Origin of the sequence: Mycobacterium europaeum, assembly GCF_034555895.2 — a bacterium.
GTDB lineage: Bacteria > Actinomycetota > Actinomycetes > Mycobacteriales > Mycobacteriaceae > Mycobacterium > Mycobacterium europaeum.
Map to the genome: position 1 here is coordinate 1,496,080 of NZ_CP157315.1, position 17,676 is coordinate 1,513,755.

The following is a 17,676-nucleotide window of genomic DNA, read 5'->3' on the forward strand; positions in this document are numbered from 1 at the left end:
TGAAGTTCGTTTCACGCTCAGCCGTGAGCGTGAAGTTGATTTCACGCTCGCGGCTGGAACTCGCGTGAGCGCCCGGCCAGCCGGGCAGTCGCGCGTCACAACCGCACCAACCCGGCGAGCGTCACCGCGCCCACCGTCGTCGTCAGCTCGATGGCGGCCCCCAGCACGTCACCGGTGATGCCGCCGAACCGGCGCACGCAGTGCCACACCAGCACCGCGCCGCAGCACAGGCCCGCCAGCACCGCGGCCGGCCCCTGCCACGGCCGCGGTCCCCCCGCCGACGAGACGGCGAGCAGCACCGCCACCCAGGCCGCCACCACGATCGCCGGCTGGCTGCCGGCGACGCGCACCCCCAGGGCGCTGCCGGCGGCCGCCGGCACCGGCCGGCGGCCGGCCAGCACCGCGGCGACCCGGCCGGCGAAAACCACCACGGCGACGCCCACGATCCCCGGCCTGCCCGCCGCCCCGAGCGCCGCGAACGCCAGACCCTGCAGCGCGATCACCAAGGCGACGGCCGCCGCGCCGAAGGGGCCGGTCGACCCGTCGCGCATCACCGCCAGCGCGCGCTCCGGCGGCCCGTAACAGCCCAGCCCGTCGGCCGTGTCGGCCACCCCGTCAACGTGCAGGCCACGCGTGGCCAGCAGCAGCGTCGCGACCGCGAGCAGCCCCGACAGCGGGCTGGCCGCTCCGAAGGCCCAGGCCCCGCCCCACGTCACGATCGCGGCCAAGGCGCCCAAGGCGGCGCCCACCACCGGCAGCGCCGTCATGGCGCCGCGGCCCATCGGGGCGTCCCACCCACGGGGCACCGGCAGCACCGTGCCGAACGCGAAAGCCGTTGCCAGCGAACGCATCACGACGGGGGAGCGGCCTTTGAATCGGACACCCCCGCCTGCACGAAGGTGGTCATCGACGCCAGCGTGGCCACCGCGGCGCGCAGCACGGGCAGCGCCAGCGCGGCGCCGCTTCCCTCGCCGAGCCGCATCCGCAGGTCCAGGATCGGCTCCAGGCCGAGCTCGGTCAGCGCCAGGGCATGACCGGGCTCGGTGGACCGATGACCGGCCTGCCACCACAGCCGCGCGCCGGGAGCCAGCCGCTCGGCGACCAACGCGGCCGCCGTCACCGCCATCCCGTCGAGCAGCAGCGGGGTGCGCCGCGCCGCGGCCTGCGCGCAGAACCCCGCCATCGCGGCCAGGTCGGCGCCGCCGGCGCAGCGCAGCAACCCGACCGGGTCGGGCAGCACCGGCCGCGTCCGGAACAGGGCGTCGCGCACCGCCGCCGTCTTGCGTGCCCATCCGGCGTCGTCGATGCCGGTGCCGAAGCCCACCACCGCGACGGGTTCGGCGTTGGTCAGCGCCGCCACCAGCACCGCGGCCGGGGTGGTGTTGCCGATCCCCATGTCGCCGGCGATGAGCAGATCGGCGCCGGAGTCGACCTCCTCGTCGGCGATGGCCCGGCCCGCGGCGATCGCCGTGACGGTCTCGTCCTGGGTCAGGGCGTCCTCGACGGCGATGTCGCCGCTGCCGCGCCGCACCTTGTGCGCACCGATCCGCTCGGCGGGCGCATCGCCGGCCACCGCCAGGTCCGCGACGCGCACCGTCGCGCCGGCGAGATCGGCCAGCACGTTGATCGCCGCCCCGCCGGCCTCGAAGTTGGCAACCATCTGGGCGGTCACCTCCGGCGGGTAGGCCGACACCCCGGACCGCGCGACCCCGTGGTCACCGGCGAACACCACCACCCGGGCACGCTCGAATTGCCTTGGCGGACAATGCCCCTGGCACGACGCGATCCACACCGAAAGGTCCTCGAGGCGGCCCAGCGCGCCCCTGGGCTTGGTCAGCGTGTCCTGGCGGGCGCGGGCCGCAGCGGCGACGCCCGCATCGGGCGGCGATACCGGGGCGAAGTCCATCAGGTCCCCGACGGCTTGATCGGCACCGCCTGCCCGGCCACCACCAGCACCACCCGGTCGCAGAGCTCGGCGACCCGCTGGTTGAGGGTGCCCAGCTCGTCGGCGAACCGGCGCCCGGACGCGGTGGCCGGGAGGACGGCGAGCCCGACCTCGGGGCTGACCAGCACCAACGTGGACTCGAAGTCGCCGACGGCGGCGAGCATGGCGTCGATCGTGTCGCGGACCGGAGCCGCCACCGACCCGCCGTCCCACCCGTCGAGCCGGTCCAGCGTGCCGGTCAACCAGGTGCCCAGGTCGTCGACCAGCGTCGGGGTGTCCGGCGACCCGCGCAAGTGGCCTGCGATGTCGTCGGTTTCGACCGTCGACCAATGCCCGGGCCGGCGGCCGCGGTGCTCGGCGACGCGGTCCGCCCAGGCCGCGTCCCCCGCACCGGTCGGGCCGGGGGCCAGGTAACACACCGGCTGTCCGGCCGGCACCGCGCCGGCGATGGCGTCCTCCGCCCACCGGGATTTGCCCGACCGGATCCCGCCGAGGACCAGCGTGCGCACCCGTTCAGGCGGCTTTCCGGCGGCGTCTAACCGACATCGCTGCCGCGCTCGACTTGGGGCCGCGGCGTGCGCAGGCGGCGCATCTGCGACGCCCGGCTGGCGGCATAGAGGCCCAGCTTCCACCGGCTCTCGGTGTTGTCCGGGAACTTCGCGTCCACTAGCCTGCTCACCTTGCGGCCCAGCAGCAGCCCGTCGACCATCATCACGGCCATCAGCAGCAGCATCGCCGGGGAGACGTAGAGCTGCAGCTGCGGGGTGGTGAACATGGCGAACATCAGGAACAGGGTCGCCGGCATGAACAGGCCCAGCAGGTTGCGCCGGGCGTCCACCACGTCGCGCACGTAGCGCCGGACCGGGCCCTGGTCGCGCGGCAGCAGGTAGGCCTCGTCACCGGCCATCATGCGCTCCCGGCGGTTCGCCATCCGGGCGCGGTTGGCGGTCCGGTCGGCCTTGCGCTCCTCGCGGCTGAGCTTGGGGCCGGCCAGCGACTTGCGGCGGGCCCGCGCCTCCGACGCGGTCATCGGTGCGGGCGCGACCGGCCCCTTGCGCGCGGTGCGCCTGGCCTCGTTGCGCTTGGGCGTCGGGCGGCCCTTCGGGGTGGTGCCGCGCGATCCGCGAGAGGCGGTCGCGGGGGAACCGGCGGCGTCGACTGCGGCCGCGCCTTCGTCAAGATCGTCTTGGCCCTTCTTACGGCCCATCAGCTTCACAGAGGCCAGGTTACTTCGCGGACGGCCCGTCCCGGAATTGGCTTGGAATGCCTTGCTATTAGACCTGCGTCAGCCCCTCACTTGGCCCTACTCTTACCAGTGATGAACGGCTTCCTGTGATGGACGACGGGTCGATGGCCTCGGATGATGCTGGCTTTGGCCTCGCTCCCGGCCGTCTGCAGCTGCCCGCCATGCTCGTCCTGGTGGCTCCGGACTGTTACGGCGACAGCATGACGGCCGTGGAGGCCGCGGCGGCCATCGCGACCGGGTGGACCCGATGCCGCCCGCGCGACCGTTTCATCGTCGCCCCGCAGTCCGACGGCGGTCCCGGCTTCGTCGAGGTGCTCGCCAGCCGGCTGGGGGGCAAGAAGCGCCGCCTGCGGGTATCCGGGCCGCTGTCCACCATGGTCGAGGCGCAGTGGGTGTTCGACCCCGCCACGACCACCGCCTACCTGGAATGCGCGCAGGCGTGTGGCCTGGCCCTGCTGGGCGGCCCGCCCACCCCGGAGACCGCGATGGCGGCCCACAGCAGGGGAGTGGGACAGCTGATCGCCGAGGCGATGCGGGCCGGTGCGACGCGGATCGTGGTCGGGCTCGGCGGCAGCGCGTGCACCGATGGCGGGCAGGGCATGATCGCCGAGCTCGGCGGCCTGGATTCCGCCCGCCGCCAACTGGCCAACGTCGAGCTCATCGCCGCCTCCGACACCGAATACCCGCTGCTCGGCCCGTGGGGGGCCGCCAGGGTGTTCGGGCCGCAGAAGGGCGCCGACACGGTCACGGTCGCGGCGCTGGAGGTCCGCCTGCAGGCATGGGCGCTCATCCTGGAAGCGGTGGCCGGGCGCGACGTCAGCGCCGAACCGGGCGCGGCGGCCGCCGGCGGCATCGGCGCCGGGCTGCTGGCGCTCGGCGGCCGGTGCGAGTCCGGCGCGGCCATCATCGCCCATCACACCCGGCTGGAGGCCGATCTGGACATCGCGGAGCTCATCATCACCGGGGAGGGGCGCTTCGACGAACAGTCGCTGCACGGCAAGGTGGTGGGTTTTCTCGCGGACGCGGCCCGCCCGCGCGGAGTGCCGGTGATCGTGCTGGCGGGCCAGGTCGGCCTGGACAACGCCACGGTGCGCTCGGCGGGCATCATGGCCGCCCTGTCCATCGCCGATCACGCCGGGTCGGCGCGGCTGGCGCAGGCCGACGCGGCCAATCAGCTCATGGGATTGGCATCGGTGGTGGCGGCGCGACTCGGGAATAGCGGTTCTGCAAGGTACCGTTGATCCAGTGGGCTTCCGCCGGGCGGATCGGGCGCCTAACGCGAGACCAGCGGGCTCGAACCTGAACGAAGCCACCCAACGATGAGGCATGTAGGAGAAGCAATGACGGTGCAAAACGAGTCGAACGCCAAGACGCACGGCGTGATCCTGACCGAGGCCGCCGCCACCAAGGCAAAGTCCCTGCTCGATCAGGAGGGGCGGGACGACCTGGCGTTGCGTATCGCGGTCCAGCCGGGCGGGTGCGCAGGACTCCGCTACAACCTCTTCTTCGACGACCGGACGCTGGACGGCGACCTGACCGCCGACTTCGGCGGCGTGACGCTGACCGTGGACCGGATGAGCGCGCCCTACGTGGAAGGCGCCTCCATCGATTTCGTCGACACCATCGAGAAGCAGGGCTTCACGATCGACAACCCCAACGCCACCGGCTCGTGCGCCTGCGGCGACTCGTTCAACTGACGCGGTAAGCCCGCACGCCGGGCGCGCTCAGTACGAGCCGCCGGTGCGCAACACGTACGAGCACACCATGATCTCGCCCCGCTGGAAGAGCAGCTGGGCGATGCCCTGCAGGTCGCCGCGCAGCGGGCCCCCGCCCGCCGGGGACACCCGCATGGTGAACAGCGCCTGGGCCTGGTACTGCGACAGGTAGACGATCTTGTCGATCGAGGTCACCTCGACCTGGGAGAACTGCTTCCGGAACGCGTCGCTGCTGAGCTTGGCCAGCGCCTGGTCGGACCGCTTGTCGCGGACGCCGTCGTACATGCCGCACAGCGCGTTGCGTTCGATCTCCTCGATGTCGCGGTGGTCGAGGGCGTCCAGGTAGCCCTGGATGGCGGTCTTGGCGGCCCCCTCGGAGAAGGTCGCGCCGGTGTTGGCCCCGTTGGTGCGCACGCCGTAGACGATCGCCACGGTCAGGGCGGCCATCAGCGCGAGGGCGACCAGGATTCCGACGATCAGCCGCCGCTTGGACCGGCGCTGCGGGTAGGGCATCGGCGGCGGCTGCTGCCCGGCATAATTGGCGGGTGCGGCGTCGCCGGCGCGGCGGTCGTCGGGGTAATCGAGCGGCGGGGCCTGGGCCGGACGCTCGGGGCCGCTGGGTCCGCTACCGCCGACGGTGTGGTTCGGCGACTGCGGACCTGCCATCGTGGTCTCCTACCGTGGTAGACGGGACTACTGCGGGATTACCCCGACCGGGCATCGCGTCCCGGCGACTTGAGCGAGTTCCCTAGGGAGGCTAGCGCACCGCCTCGCGCCGACGGTGGACACGACGACGGCGAGGACCCGTGCGTAAGCTAGATAACCTTACTAACGAAGGGCGGAGACATTCGTGACGATCGCGGTGACAGGTTCGATTGCGACCGACAATTTGATGCGGTTCCCCGGCAAGTTCTCCGAGCACCTGCTGGCTGAACACCTGCAGAAGGTATCGCTCAGTTTTCTGGTCGACGACCTGGTGATTCACCGCGGTGGGGTGGCGGGCAACATCGCCTACGCCATCGGCGTGCTCGGCGGCGACGTCGCGCTGGTGGGCGCGGCCGGCAACGACTTCGACGACTACCGGCAGTGGCTGCAGTCGCACGGCGTCAACTGCGACAACGTCCTGATCTCGAAGACGGCGCACACGGCGCGGTTCACCTGCACCACCGACGTCGACATGGCCCAGATCGCCTCGTTCTACCCGGGCGCCATGTCCGAGGCCCGCACCATCAAGCTCGCCGACGTGGTCGCGTCCATCGGCGAGCCGGACCTGGTCATCGTCGGGGCCAACGACCCGGACGCGATGGTGGTGCACACCGAGGAGTGCCGCAAGCTGGGCCTGCCCTTCGCCGCCGACCCGTCCCAGCAGCTGCCCCGCCTGTCCGGTGCGGAGATCGAGAAGCTCGTCGCCGGCGCGGCCTACCTGTTCACCAACGACTACGAGTGGGAGCTGCTGCTCAACAAGACCGGCTGGTCGGAGGCCGACGTGCAGGGCAAGGTCGGCCTGCGGGTGACCACACTGGGCCCCAAGGGCGTCGACATCGTCGAGCCCGACGGCACCACCACCCACGTGGGCGTGGTGCCCGAAACCAGCCAGACCGACCCCACCGGCGTCGGCGACGCGTTCCGCGCCGGTTTCCTCACCGGCCGCAGCGCCGGCCTGAGCCTGGAGCGCTCGGCGCAGCTGGGTTCGCTGGTCGCCGTGCTGGTCCTGGAATCGACCGGGACCCAGAACTGGGACTGGGACCGCGAGACCGCGGTCAGCCGGTTGGCCGGCGCCTACGGCGACGACGCGGCCAACGAGATCGCCGCGGTGCTGGCCTGACCTCGACGCCGGAGAGCCTCGGCTAGAGCTGCACGGGGTAGTGCGGCTCGCTGATCTGCGGCACCACGCTGTGCTCGACGAAGATCGCGTGCCAGAGCATGAAGATGAGCAGCGTCCACAGCCGGCGGCTGTGGTCGCTTGCGCCGTTGCGGTGCTCGTCGAGCATCCGCCGGACGGCGGCCAGGTCGACGAGGTGGCCGGCCTGTGAGGACGCCACCAGCCCGTACGCCCAGTCCAGCAGCTCGCCCGCGCGCAACCAGTGCCGGATGGGCACCGGGAACCCCAGCTTGGGCCGGTGCAGCACGTGCGCGGGAACGATCGGCTCCAGGGCCCGGCGCAGCGCGTACTTCGTGGTGGTGCGGGTGATCTTGGCGTCGACCGGCAGTCGCGAGGCGACGGCGAACACCTCGGGATCCAGAAAGGGCACCCGCAGCTCCAGCGAGTTGGCCATCGTCATCTTGTCCGCCTTGACCAGGATGTCGCCCCGCAGCCAGGTGAACAGGTCGACGTGCTGCATGCGGGCCACCGGGTCCCAGCCGGCCGACTGCGCGTACACCGAGGCGGTGACGTCGGTGTGGGTCCATTCGGGGCGGAAGCCGGGCAGCACGTCGCGCAGCTGGGCGTCGGAGAAGCTGCGCGCGTTGCCGTAGTAGCGCTCCTCGAGCGTCAGCGAGCCGCGGTGCAGCAGGCTCTTGCCGCGCATGCCCTCCGGCAGCGGCTTGGACACCTTGCCCATCGACCGCCGCAGTGGCCGCGGCAGGTAGTCGAATGGCTTGAGCGACAACGGTTCCCGGTAGATCGTGTAGCCGCCGAACAGCTCGTCGGCGCCCTCCCCGGACAGCACCACCTTGACGTGTTTGCGGGCCTCCCGGGCGACGAAGAACAGGGGTACCAGCGCGGGGTCGGCCACCGGCTCGTCGAGGTACCAGACGATTTCGGGCAGGGCGGCCACGAACTCGTCCGGGTGGACCACCTTGGCGACGTGGCGCGCGCCGATCGCCTCGGCGGAGGCCACCGCGACGTCGATCTCGGAGAAGCCCTCGCGCTCGAACCCGGTGGTGAACGTGATCAGCTTCGGGTTGTGCCGGATGGCCAGCGCCGCGATGGCGGTGGAGTCGATGCCCCCGGACAGGAACGCCCCGACGGTGACGTCGGCGCGCATGTGCTTGGCCACCGAGTCCTCGAGCACCGCGGTGATCTCGTCGTAGCGGGCCTGCTCGCCGCCGCGAGTGATCGGCGTGGCGGCGAAGCGCGGCACGAAGTAGCGGGTGACCTCCGGCTGCCCCCCGGGCCGGATCCGCGCGTAGCAGCCCGATTCCAGCCGGCGCACCCCGCGGTGCAGCGTCTCGGGCTCGGGCACGTACTGCAGCACGGTGTAGTGCTGCACCGCCCGCTCGTCGATCCGGGTGTCGAAGCCGACCAAATCCGCCAGGTCCAGCAGGCACTTCTTCTCGCTGGCCACCGCCGTGCCGCCGGTACCGGTCGCCATGAACAGCGGCTTGATGCCGAACGGGTCTCGGGCGCAGAACAATTCGAGGGTGGCGGTGTCCCACAGGGCGAAGGCGAACATGCCGCGCAGCCGGGTCAGGACGTCGGCGCCCCAGTAGTGGTAGCCGGCGACGATCGCCTCGCCGTCACCGTCGGTGGCGAAGACCGCGCCGTGCGCGGTGGCCAGCTCGTCGCGCAGCTCGAGGTAGTTGTAGATCTCCCCGTTGAACACCAGGACGTAGCGGCCGGGCGACTCCGGCGGGCCCCACCGCAGTGGCTGGTGCGAATGCGCGATGTCGATGATCGACAGCCGGTTGAAGCCGAACACGACGTTTCCGTCGGCGCCCGGGTCGGTCCAGGTGCCCGGTTCGTCGGGACCCCGATGGCGCATCAGGTGCGACGCGCGCGCGATGGCATCGTCGGCGCGGGCGGCAGCGTCGTCAGTGGCACCGTCCGGGGCAGCGACGAACGCCAGCAGACCACACACGGCGCCCCAGTATGCCGCACTCGGCCGCCGCTCGTGCCGCCGCACACCCCTGCCGGGCCGGGGTTTCGTCGCTCGGGTCAGCCGCGTGGTCTACGCTGCGTAGTATTCGATATCCGAGCAGGAGGCGCCGACGTGACACCTCGCGAGCAGGTCCGTTCGCAACGTTTGTCGCAGGGCAGGTTTCAGGGCCGTTTTGGCAGCCGGTCCGGCATCGTCCGGCGGGGTCTGTCCCGTCGTCTGCGGCCGCTGGCGCTGGCCGCGACGTTCGGCGTGCTGGCGTTGACCCTGAGCGGGTGCAGCTGGGAGGACGTGCTGGGCCTGGGCTGGCCCAAGGGCATCACCCCGCAGGCCCACTACAACCGCGAACTGTGGCTCGGCGCGGTGATCGCCTCGCTGGTCGTCGGGGTCATCGTGTGGGGCCTGATCTTCTGGGCCACCGCCTTCCACCGCAAGAAGGCCACCGACACCGAGCTGCCCCGCCAGTTCGGTTACAACATGCCGCTCGAGCTGGTGCTGACGGTCACGCCGTTCCTGATCATCTCGGTGTTGTTCTACTTCACCGTGGTGGTCCAGGAGAAGATGCTGCACCTCGACAAGGACCCCGAGGTGGTGGTCGACGTCACCGCCTTCCAGTGGAACTGGAAGTTCGGCTACCAGCGCGTCGACTTCAAGGACGGCACGCTGACCTATGACGGCGCCGATCAGGCGCGCAAGAACGCGATGGTCTCCAGGCCCGAAGGCAAGGACGCCCACGGCGAGGAACTCGTCGGGCCGGTGCGCGGGCTCAACACCTCCGACCGCACGTACCTGAACTTCGACAAGGTCGAAACCCTGGGAACCAGCGACCAGATCCCGGTGCTGGTGCTGCCGACCGGCAAGCGCATCCAGTTCCGCCTGGCGTCCGCGGACGTCGTCCACACGTTCTGGGTGCCGGAGTTCCTCTTCAAGCGTGACGTGATCCCCAACGCCGAGGCGAACAACTCGATCAACGTCTTCCAGGTCGACGACATCAGCAAAACCGGGGCCTTCGTCGGGCACTGCGCCGAGTTCTGTGGCACCTATCACTCGATGATGAACTTCGAGGTTCGGGTGGTGCCGCCCAACGACTTCAAGGCTTACTTGCAGCAGCGGATCGACGGAAAGAGCAACTCCCAGGCATTGCAGTCGATCGGTCAGGCACCGCTGGCGGTGTCCACCCACCCGTTCGACACCCGCCGGGGCCAGTTGGCCGGAAGCCAGCAGTAGGTTAGGACACCAAATGCATATCGAAGCCAGGGTTTTCGAATTCGTCGCCGCGTTTTTCATTGTGGTTTCGGTGCTTTACGGGGTGCTGACCGCGCTTTTCGCCACCGGCGGTGAGGAGTGGGCGGGCACGACCGCGCTGGCGCTGACCGGCGGACTGGCGTTGATCGTGGCCACCTTCTTCCGGTTCGTCGCGCGCCGCATCGATACCCGGCCCGAGGACTACGAGGGCGCCGAGATCAGCGACGGAGCAGGCGAATTGGGCTTCTTCAGCCCGCACAGCTGGTGGCCGATCCTGATCGCGCTGTCGGGTTCGGTGACCGCGGTCGGCATCGCGCTGTGGCTGCCCTGGCTGATCGCCGCGGGCGTGATGTTCATCCTGGCATCGGTTGCGGGACTGGTCTTCGAGTACTACATCGGACCCGAGAAACACTGATCCGCACGCGTTAAGGTCACAATCCGATCACGTGATCTGTGGCCGCTTCGCCAGGACTTCTTTGCCCCTCTCGGTTCGGTAATGTTTTGCCCAGGCAAATGACAATTTCTCAAGCGCGCGCGCAACAATACGGCCGCCGGGCCCCGCGCGCTGGTGAGGCAGTCGGACAGGGCAGGCAAAGATGAGCGGGCCGAAACCCCCGGAATGGGATCCTGAGGAACCCGATTCCGTGAGCGAGGCCCCCCACCAACCCGATTCCGACGGCGAGCCCGCGGACGCCCCCGAACCCCTGGGCGAACCCGGTCCCGTCGACGAACTCGAGCCTTTCGACAGCAGCGCCGAACCGGCGGCCGACCAGACGGGTCAGACCGACGTCTATTCGCGGGCCTATTCGGCCCCGGAGTCCGAGCACTTCATCAGCGGGCCCTACCTGCCGGCCGACCTCAGGCTCTACGACTACGACACCTTCGACGAGTCGACCGACGCCGACGACGAGCACGGCGCACCGCGCTGGCCGTGGGTGGTCGGGATCGCCGCCATCGTGGCCGCGATCGCGCTCGTCGTCTCGGTGTCGCTGTTGTTCGCGCGCACCGACACCACCAAGCTGGCCACCCCGAACACCACCACCGTCCCGTCGACGCCGCCGATGCAGGACGAGATCACGACCACCAAGCCGCCGCCCCCGCCGCCACCACCGCCCACGACCGAACCGCCGCCCCCGACAGCAACGGAGACCCAGACCGTGACGGTGACGCCCGCCCCGCCGCCGCCACCGCCGGCGCCCGCTCCCGCGCCGCCCCCGGCCACCTCGACGGCGGCGGCGCCACCGCCACCCCCGCCGACCACCCCGACGGGGCCGCGCCAGGTGACCTATTCGGTGACCGGCACCAAGGCGCCCGGTGACATCATCTCGGTGACCTACGTCGACGCCTCGGGGCGGCGGCGCACGCAGCACAACGTGTACATCCCGTGGTCGATGACCGTCACGCCGATCTCACAGTCCGACGTGGGCTCCGTCGAGGCGTCCAGCCTGTTCCGGGTCAGCCGGCTCAACTGCTCGATCACGACGAGCGACGGGACCGTCCTGTCGGCGAACACCAACGACGCGCCCCAGACGAGCTGCTGATGGTCAGCAGGTATTCGGCGTACCGCCGTGGGTTGGGCGACGAAACCATCTCGCCCGACGTCGTCGACCGCATACTGATCGGTGCGTGTGCCGCCGTCTGGCTGGTGTTGCTGGGCGTGAGCGTGGCCGCGGCCGTTGCCCTGACGGACCTGGGGCGGGGCTTTCACAAGGCGGCCGGTGGCACGCATACCACCTCGTGGGTGCTCTACGCCGTGATCGTGGTGTCCGCGTTGATCATCGCGGGGGCGATCCCGATGCTGTTGCGGGCGCGGCGGATGGCGCAGACCGAGCCGGCCGCCCGGGGGACGACGTCCAACCGGCCCCCGGTGCGCCTGATGTCCCAGGCGCCGCGCACCGCGGCGGAATGGGCGCGTCAACCGAGGGCGCAGGTCCCGGCTCAGGAGGCCGATTCCGACTGGTCGGGGGAGGCGGTCGATCGGGCCTGGTTGCGCGGCACCGTGCTGCTGGTGGGCGCGATGGGCCTGGCGCTGGTCGCGGTGGCCACCGCGACCTACCTGATGGCCGTGGGCCACGACGGCCCGTCCTGGATCGCGTACGGCGTCGCCGCGGTCGTCACCGCCGGGATGCCGGTGATCGAGTGGCTGCACGTTCGCCAGCTGCGCCGCGCCGTCGACGCGCAGTAGGCCCGCGTCACGACGCCTTGGCGTACCTGCGAACCAGTTCGTCCTCGCCGAAGGTGCCCGTGTGTTGCGTGCCGTTGGCATCGCGGCCGAAGAATGTCCAGCGCCGGGGAGTGGTCTGCGGCCCGCTGATCATCTTGACGGTGTAACGCAGCGTCGTGGGACGCAAGGTGCCGATGACGTCGCCGACCCGGATCTTCGACGGATGGATCTCCGGGGCATCGCCCCAGTCCTGTATCGCCATTTGCGCCCATCCTCACCGTGTCGGCCCCCCGCAACTGTAGTGCACGAACGCGGTCGGGGCGGTCGGCCCCGCGAAGGCGCCGCCGCGGCCGCCGGGTGGGTAGAGCCGGCGTCGTCGGCGCCCTGGCCGCCCCCGGTGGGGTGCCGTGGCGTAGCGTTCACCCCGAGCCGTTTCGTTGTCAGCGGTGTTCGGTTGCCACCGAGCCACCCAAGGGCAATGCGATTCCTCCGTCCGCCCCGCGCTCGCCGGGGCGAACGACGCCGACGTGAAGGGATCCGCCCATGGTTGTCGTGAATCTGGCCGGCTGGGACCGCCAGGTCTCCAGATGACCGCATCGTTTGCCAGCCGCCGCCGCGCCAATCCGGTCCGGCTCTCGGTGGCCCGTGAACTCGGCCGCGCCATCGACGGCGCGTGGTGGCCGCGCGCGGACCGCATCACCAACGAACTGCCCGAGCTGGTCGCCGTCCTGACTCCTTTGCTGGGCGAAGTCAGCGCCATCAACGTCAACTGGCCGCCGCTGCAACGACCCCCCGACCTGAACTGGTCGGGATGGGAACGAAAGCGTCAGCACGTGATGACCGTCGTCGGGGGCGACGCACGGGTCAACCTGCTCGTCATCCCGTACGCGACCTACAGCGCGCTCGCCCTGATGGTGTTGCGCTGCGCGGCCGACCTGCCGGTCGAGGCCCGCGACCAGATGAAGCCGGCCTTCCTGACCGCCGGCTCCATCGTGCGGGCCGCGCACCAACAGTGCGGCGCGGGCGTCACCGAACCAGCACGAGGCTAGTGGTGCTCGCCGTTCTTCCCGTTGGTCGAACCGGCGACGCTTTCCTGGTGCTCGCGCAGCGCGGTCAGCGCACGTTGCTCGGAAGCGTGCGCCGCCTCCCGCAGGGCCGCATCCTCGGACACCGGGTCGGCGAACAGGAAGCTGCCACTACCGGGTGAACCGGCCGAGCCCAGCTTGTTCATCCGCTTGGGCAGCGCCGCACCCTGGTACTCGAGCGGGATCGGGTGGCCGTGGTCGTCGACGGGGCCGAGCGGCTGATGCAGCTCGACGTACGCCCCGTGCGGCAGCCGCTTGATGATGCCGGTCTCGATCCCGTGTGCCAGCACCTCCCGGTCGCTGCGCTGCAGCGCAATGCACCAACGGTAGGTGACGAAGTAGACGATCGGCGGGAGGACGACCATCCCGATGCGGCCGATCCACGTCGTCGCGTTCAGCGAGATCTGGAACTTGAACGCGATGATGTCGTTCATCGCGCTCAGCGTCAGCACCATGTAGAACGCGATCGCCATGGCACCGATGGCGGTGCGTACCGGGGCGTCACGGGGCCGTTGCAGCAAATTGTGGTGGGCGTAGTCGCCGCTGAACCGCTTCTCCAGGAAGGGGTAGATGATCAGCAGGACGAAGATCAGGCCCATGAGGATGGCGACCCAGACCACCGCGGGAATGGTGTGGTGCCAGAAGTAGAACTCCCACGGCGGCCAGATGCGGGCAAGGCCTTCGGTCCACATCATGTAGAAGTCGGGCTGCGAGCCGGCCGAGACGTGAGATGGCTTGTAGGGACCCAGGTTCCAGATGGGGTTGATCTGTAGCAGGCCACCCATCAGGCCGAGCACACCCACGATCGCGGCGAAGAACGCGCCGGACTTGACCGCGAAGATCGGCATGACCCGCACGCCGACCACGTTGTGTTCGGTGCGGCCCGGGCCGGGGAACTGGGTGTGCTTCTGGAACCAGACCATCGCCAGGTGCAGGCCGATCAGGGCCAGAATGATCCCGGGCAGCAGCAAAATGTGCAGCGCGTACATGCGCGGGATGATGTAGCCCGCAGTCGCGCACTCGTTACCCACACCGCCGCAAGGGAAGTCGCCGCCGAACAGGGCCCAGTGCAGCCAGGTGCCGATCACCGGCATCCCCAACGTGATCGAGGACAGGGCGGCGCGCAGCCCGATGCCGGACAACAGGTCGTCGGGCAGCGAGTAGCCGAAATAGCCCTCGAACATGGCCAATATCAGCAGCAGCGAACCGATGACCCAGTTCGCCTCGCGGGGCCGCCGGAATGCTCCGGTGAAGAAGATGCGCGCCAGGTGCACCATGATCGCCGCGGAGAAGATCAGCGCGGCCCAGTGGTGAACCTGACGGACGAACAACCCACCGCGCACCTCGAACGAGATGTCGAGGGTCGACGCGAAGGCCTTGGACATGTCGACACCGCGCAGCGGCTGATAGGCCCCGTTGTAGGTGACCTCGGCCATGGACGGGTCGAAGAACAGCGTCAGGTAGACGCCGGTGAGCAGCAGCACGATGAAGCTGTACATCGCGATCTCGCCCAGCAGGAAGGACCAGTGGGTCGGGAAGACCTTGTTGAGCTGCCGGCGCACCGCCGCCGACGGGTGATAGCGCGTGTCGATGTCTTCACCCTGACGCGCCAGGACATCGCCGATCTTGGGCGGTTTGGGGGGACTCAGCTTCGGGCTCATGAGGTCGTCCTTTCCCAGAATGCCGGTCCGACGGGCTCGATGAAGTCGCCGTTGGCGACCAGATACCCGTTGGTGTCGATCGTGATGGGCAGTTGCGCCAGCGCGCGCGCCGCCGGGCCGAAGATCGGCTTGGCGAAGTGCAGGGCGTCGAACTGCGACTGGTGACACGGGCACAAGATTCGGTAGGACTGCTCCTCGTACAGCGACGCGGGGCAACCCAGGTGCGAGCAGACCTTGGTGTAGGCGAACAACTCGCCGTAGTTGAAGCTCTCCTGGCCCTGGCGCTTGACCACCCGGGGCATGTCCGACGGCCGGACCCGGATGAGCATCACGGGGTTGCGCACGCCCTGGTTGATCGCCCGCAGCTTTTCCTGGGATTCCGGGGTGGTGCCGTCACCGTCGGACTCCCGCCACGGGAAGACGGTCTCCATGCCGCCGGCGTCGAGGTCTTCGGGGCGCATCTTGATGAACGGTGACGTCCCCGCGGAGCCCGTGGCCCGCGCGAGGAAGATGGTCTCGCCCGCATACCGCGGTGTCCAACCGGACGTCCACAGCACGGCCTTCTTGCCGTTCGCGGTGGGCACCACCGGCTTCCAGGGGTTCTTGATCAGGCCGCCGGCAAACGCCACCAACGTCGACAGACCGAACGCGCCGAGGCCCAGCCCCAGCGACATCCCGACCACCTTGCGCCGCCGGACGGTCGAGCCTTCCAGGGCGTCGGTCAGGTTGGCCACGACCGTCTTGCGGTCGATCTCCCGGGAGGCGCCGTCATGCCGCTCCTGGATCGAAATCTCTTCCGGGATAAACCTTTTCTGGTACAGGATGGTGCCGATGGCGATCGACAGGATCGACATCCCGAAGGTCAGCCCGTACAGCGGGGTGGCCAGGTCGTACAACAGGCTGCCCGCGGCCGCCTTCGGCTTGTACTCCCACGGCCAGAACAGGAACACCAGCAGCAGCGCCAGCCCGAAGATGCCGCCCAGCAACAGCCACAGGGCGACTCCGCGCTCGGCACGCTTTTCGGCCTTGGTGCCCTCGACGGGCCAGCGGGGATCCTTGACGAGCGTTTCGACGCCGTCGAGCTTGCCGCCCAGCGCGACGAGCTCCTCGCGCGACATGGCGGACAGGGCCGCCTCGTCGGGTTCGTTCGGCGCGGCGCCCTTGTCGGTGTCAGAGCCGCGAAAGTCTTCGCTCATGATGCTCGTGCCCCAATCCACAGTGCCAAACCGATGGCGGCGACCATCCCGATAATCCACGCGGCCATGCCCTCGGGTGCGGGCCCGAATCCACCCAGGCCGTAGCCGCCGGGCTGGCGTTCTTCGGTGACCGCCTTGATGTAGCCGATGATGTCCTTCTTGGCTTCGAAGGACAGCTGACGGTCGGAGAACTTCGGCATGTTCTGCGGACCGGTCCGCATCGCCGCCAGGATCTGCTGCTCGTTGGCTGGTTCGAGGGGCGGCGCGTACTTACCCGACGACAGCGCCCCACCCTTGCCGGTGAAGTTGTGGCACGACGAGCAGTTCAGCCGGAACAGGTCCCCGCCGCGGCCCAGGTCGTCGCCGCGCAGCGACTTCATGGCCAGGCTGCCGTCCGGGTTGCGCACGGTGGTCGGACCGCCGCCGTTGGCCTGGACGTACGCGCCCAGCGCGTCGATCTGCCCCTCGTCGAAGATCGGCTCCTTGCGCGGCGCCTGGGCCTCGCCGGTCATCGCCGGCATCCGGCCGGTCGAGACCTGGAAGTAGACGGCCTCCTCGCCGACGCCGATCAGGCTGGGCCCGCGGTCGGCCACACCCTGCAGGTTGGCGCCGTGGCACGACACGCACGACGTGTCGAACAGTTGCTTGCCCGTCCGCAGCAGCGCCGAGGACGACTCGTCGGCGACCGCCACCTGCGGGCGCGGAGTCAGCACGGCGGCCAGGCCGCCGGCGATCGTCAGCGCGATCAGCAGCAGCAACCCGCCCGACAACCGGCGGCGCAGCCGCCGCCGCGAGCGATCACTGGCCGCTTTTCGCGACCGTCCGGGCCGCGCACCGGATCGGATGGACCCCAGTTTCTTCAACCCAGCACTCCTGTTCGTCCAGCGTCGGCTCATCGGATGAAATAGATCACGGTGAACAGCGCGATCCACACGATGTCGACGAAATGCCAGTAGTAGGAGACGACGATGCTCGCGGTGGCCTGCGCCGGGGTGAACTTGCTCATTCCGGTGCGCGCCAGCAAGAAGATGAAGGCGATCAGACCGCCGGTGACGTGCAGCCCGTGGAATCCGGTCGTCAGGTAGAACACGCTGCCGTAGGCGCTGCCGTGGATCGTGGTGCCATGAGTCACCAGGTGGTAGTACTCGTAGCCCTGCCCGCAAACGAAGAACAGGCCCATCAGGAAGGTGATCACATACCAGCGGCGTAGCCCGAAGACATCGCCGCGTTCGGCCGCGAACACCCCCATCTGGCAGGTGAACGACGACGCGATCAGCACGAGCGTCACCGGTACGGCCTGATAGAGGTTCAGTTCGGTCGGCGGGGGCGGCCATTTTCCGCCCGACTGCGCACGCGCGGTGAAGTACATCGCGAACAGGCCGGCAAAGAACATCAGCTCGCTCGAGAGCCAGACGATGGTGCCGACACTGACCATGTTGGGTCGATTCAACGAATGAACCCGCGACGTGATTGCAGTACCCGAGGTCCCTACAGCGCTGGTCACATCCGCAAGTATGACGCTTTGTAGTTGTTTAACTCCACCCGGGGCGGCATTTGATGTTTTCGCGTCGCGGCCGGGCCCGGAACGGGCGGCTTTCGCC

At 69.6% G+C, this 17,676-nt stretch carries 19 protein-coding genes; 8 read left to right on the forward strand and 11 right to left on the reverse strand.

Annotation, left to right across the window (positions count from 1 at the left end):
• Positions 1-95 precede the first annotated feature (95 nt).
• The 4 genes from U8D42_RS07065 to U8D42_RS07080 are packed head-to-tail and all read right to left on the reverse strand — an operon-like array spanning position 96 to position 3,161.
• Positions 96-854, reverse strand: a complete 759-nt coding sequence (locus U8D42_RS07065; protein WP_322861136.1) for an adenosylcobinamide-GDP ribazoletransferase — start codon at positions 852-854, stop codon at positions 96-98.
• Entirely contained in the window at positions 851-1,909 is a 1,059-nt protein-coding gene (gene cobT, locus U8D42_RS07070; RefSeq protein ID WP_322861242.1) for a nicotinate-nucleotide--dimethylbenzimidazole phosphoribosyltransferase, read from the reverse strand. Before cobT ends, U8D42_RS07065 begins: the two co-directional genes overlap by 4 nt.
• Positions 1,906-2,454: a bifunctional adenosylcobinamide kinase/adenosylcobinamide-phosphate guanylyltransferase gene (locus tag U8D42_RS07075; RefSeq protein ID WP_322861135.1), complete on the reverse strand. Its 549-nt coding sequence runs from the start codon at positions 2,452-2,454 to the stop codon at positions 1,906-1,908. Before U8D42_RS07075 ends, cobT begins: the two co-directional genes overlap by 4 nt.
• A 26-nt stretch (positions 2,455-2,480) precedes the next feature.
• Positions 2,481-3,161 carry a DUF3043 domain-containing protein gene (locus U8D42_RS07080; RefSeq protein ID WP_322861134.1) on the reverse strand — a complete coding sequence of 227 codons (681 nt, stop codon included), beginning with the start codon at positions 3,159-3,161 and terminating at the stop codon, positions 2,481-2,483.
• Positions 3,162-3,352: 191 nt separating this feature from the next.
• Here U8D42_RS07080 and U8D42_RS07085 point away from each other — a divergent pair, with 191 nt between their 5' ends.
• Both U8D42_RS07085 and U8D42_RS07090 read left to right on the forward strand, forming a co-directional pair.
• Complete coding sequence (locus tag U8D42_RS07085; protein ID WP_322861241.1) at positions 3,353-4,432, forward strand: glycerate kinase family protein; 1,080 nt, start codon at positions 3,353-3,355, stop codon at positions 4,430-4,432.
• Between the two features lie 99 nt (positions 4,433-4,531).
• Entirely contained in the window at positions 4,532-4,888 is a 357-nt protein-coding gene (locus tag U8D42_RS07090) for a HesB/IscA family protein (protein WP_067281389.1), read from the forward strand.
• 27 nt (positions 4,889-4,915) lie between these two features.
• Here the strand turns inward: U8D42_RS07090 and U8D42_RS07095 are convergent, their stop codons facing one another.
• Positions 4,916-5,572 (reverse strand): hypothetical protein, encoded by a 657-nt coding sequence (locus U8D42_RS07095; RefSeq protein ID WP_322861133.1) that lies wholly within the window; start codon positions 5,570-5,572, stop codon positions 4,916-4,918.
• A 184-nt stretch (positions 5,573-5,756) separates the two neighbouring features.
• Between U8D42_RS07095 and U8D42_RS07100 the strand changes: the two genes are divergently transcribed.
• Positions 5,757-6,731 (forward strand): carbohydrate kinase family protein, encoded by a 975-nt coding sequence (locus U8D42_RS07100; RefSeq protein ID WP_085242323.1) that lies wholly within the window; start codon positions 5,757-5,759, stop codon positions 6,729-6,731.
• 22 nt (positions 6,732-6,753) lie between these two features.
• Here U8D42_RS07100 and asnB read toward each other — a convergent pair whose 3' ends face one another.
• On the reverse strand, positions 6,754-8,706 hold the full coding sequence (gene asnB / locus U8D42_RS07105; protein WP_085242338.1) for an asparagine synthase (glutamine-hydrolyzing): 1,953 nt from the start codon (positions 8,704-8,706) through the stop codon (positions 6,754-6,756).
• 132 nt (positions 8,707-8,838) lie between these two features.
• Between asnB and ctaC the strand changes: the two genes are divergently transcribed.
• The 4 genes from ctaC to U8D42_RS07125 all read left to right on the forward strand — a co-directional run bounded on the left by ctaC (position 8,839) and on the right by U8D42_RS07125 (position 12,154).
• Positions 8,839-9,951, forward strand: coding sequence for an aa3-type cytochrome oxidase subunit II (gene ctaC, locus U8D42_RS07110; protein ID WP_085242324.1), 1,113 nt, complete (start codon positions 8,839-8,841; stop codon positions 9,949-9,951).
• Positions 9,952-9,964: 13 nt separating this feature from the next.
• A complete protein-coding gene (locus U8D42_RS07115) occupies positions 9,965-10,384 on the forward strand; it encodes a cytochrome c oxidase subunit 4 (protein ID WP_085242325.1) in 420 nt (139 codons plus the stop codon).
• Between the two features lie 181 nt (positions 10,385-10,565).
• Positions 10,566-11,510, forward strand: coding sequence for an MmpS family transport accessory protein (locus U8D42_RS07120; protein WP_322861132.1), 945 nt, complete (start codon positions 10,566-10,568; stop codon positions 11,508-11,510).
• Positions 11,510-12,154, forward strand: a complete 645-nt coding sequence (locus tag U8D42_RS07125; RefSeq protein ID WP_322861131.1) for a DUF2561 family protein — start codon at positions 11,510-11,512, stop codon at positions 12,152-12,154. The genes U8D42_RS07120 and U8D42_RS07125 overlap by 1 nt, the downstream gene beginning before the upstream one ends.
• 7 nt (positions 12,155-12,161) lie before the next feature.
• Here the strand turns inward: U8D42_RS07125 and U8D42_RS07130 are convergent, their stop codons facing one another.
• Positions 12,162-12,395 (reverse strand): hypothetical protein, encoded by a 234-nt coding sequence (locus U8D42_RS07130; RefSeq protein WP_085243148.1) that lies wholly within the window; start codon positions 12,393-12,395, stop codon positions 12,162-12,164.
• A gap of 325 nt (positions 12,396-12,720) precedes the next feature.
• Here U8D42_RS07130 and U8D42_RS07135 point away from each other — a divergent pair, with 325 nt between their 5' ends.
• Entirely contained in the window at positions 12,721-13,182 is a 462-nt protein-coding gene (locus tag U8D42_RS07135) for a DUF5994 family protein (RefSeq protein WP_085243149.1), read from the forward strand.
• On the opposite strand, the gene qcrB is transcribed toward U8D42_RS07135, so the two are convergent.
• The 4 genes from qcrB to ctaE are packed head-to-tail and all read right to left on the reverse strand — an operon-like array spanning position 13,179 to position 17,579.
• Positions 13,179-14,879: a cytochrome bc1 complex cytochrome b subunit gene (gene qcrB, locus U8D42_RS07140; RefSeq protein WP_085243150.1), complete on the reverse strand. Its 1,701-nt coding sequence runs from the start codon at positions 14,877-14,879 to the stop codon at positions 13,179-13,181. The genes U8D42_RS07135 and qcrB overlap by 4 nt on opposite strands.
• Positions 14,876-16,075 (reverse strand): cytochrome bc1 complex Rieske iron-sulfur subunit, encoded by a 1,200-nt coding sequence (gene qcrA, locus U8D42_RS07145; RefSeq protein WP_322861130.1) that lies wholly within the window; start codon positions 16,073-16,075, stop codon positions 14,876-14,878. The genes qcrB and qcrA overlap by 4 nt, the downstream gene beginning before the upstream one ends.
• Positions 16,072-16,938, reverse strand: a complete 867-nt coding sequence (gene qcrC / locus U8D42_RS07150; RefSeq protein WP_085243152.1) for a cytochrome bc1 complex diheme cytochrome c subunit — start codon at positions 16,936-16,938, stop codon at positions 16,072-16,074. The genes qcrA and qcrC overlap by 4 nt, the downstream gene beginning before the upstream one ends.
• A gap of 29 nt (positions 16,939-16,967) precedes the next feature.
• Positions 16,968-17,579, reverse strand: a complete 612-nt coding sequence (gene ctaE, locus U8D42_RS07155; protein ID WP_085243153.1) for an aa3-type cytochrome oxidase subunit III — start codon at positions 17,577-17,579, stop codon at positions 16,968-16,970.
• Positions 17,580-17,676: the final 97 nt, after the last annotated feature.

What these genes read in the sequence shown, in the direction of transcription:
- U8D42_RS07085 (WP_322861241.1), top strand. Translation starts at nt 3,353, where the DNA reads ATGCTCGTCCTGGTGGCTCCGGACTGTTACGGCGACAGCATGACGGCC.
- U8D42_RS07090 (WP_067281389.1), top strand. Translation starts at nt 4,532, where the DNA reads ATGACGGTGCAAAACGAGTCGAACGCCAAGACGCACGGCGTGATCCTG.
- U8D42_RS07095 (WP_322861133.1), bottom strand. Translation starts at nt 5,572, where the DNA reads ATGGCAGGTCCGCAGTCGCCGAACCACACCGTCGGCGGTAGCGGACCC.
- U8D42_RS07115 (WP_085242325.1), top strand. Translation starts at nt 9,965, where the DNA reads ATGCATATCGAAGCCAGGGTTTTCGAATTCGTCGCCGCGTTTTTCATT.
- U8D42_RS07120 (WP_322861132.1), top strand. Translation starts at nt 10,566, where the DNA reads ATGAGCGGGCCGAAACCCCCGGAATGGGATCCTGAGGAACCCGATTCC.
- U8D42_RS07125 (WP_322861131.1), top strand. Translation starts at nt 11,510, where the DNA reads ATGGTCAGCAGGTATTCGGCGTACCGCCGTGGGTTGGGCGACGAAACC.
- U8D42_RS07130 (WP_085243148.1), bottom strand. Translation starts at nt 12,395, where the DNA reads ATGGCGATACAGGACTGGGGCGATGCCCCGGAGATCCATCCGTCGAAG.
- U8D42_RS07135 (WP_085243149.1), top strand. Translation starts at nt 12,721, where the DNA reads ATGACCGCATCGTTTGCCAGCCGCCGCCGCGCCAATCCGGTCCGGCTC.
- qcrB (WP_085243150.1), bottom strand. Translation starts at nt 14,879, where the DNA reads ATGAGCCCGAAGCTGAGTCCCCCCAAACCGCCCAAGATCGGCGATGTC.
- qcrA (WP_322861130.1), bottom strand. Translation starts at nt 16,075, where the DNA reads ATGAGCGAAGACTTTCGCGGCTCTGACACCGACAAGGGCGCCGCGCCG.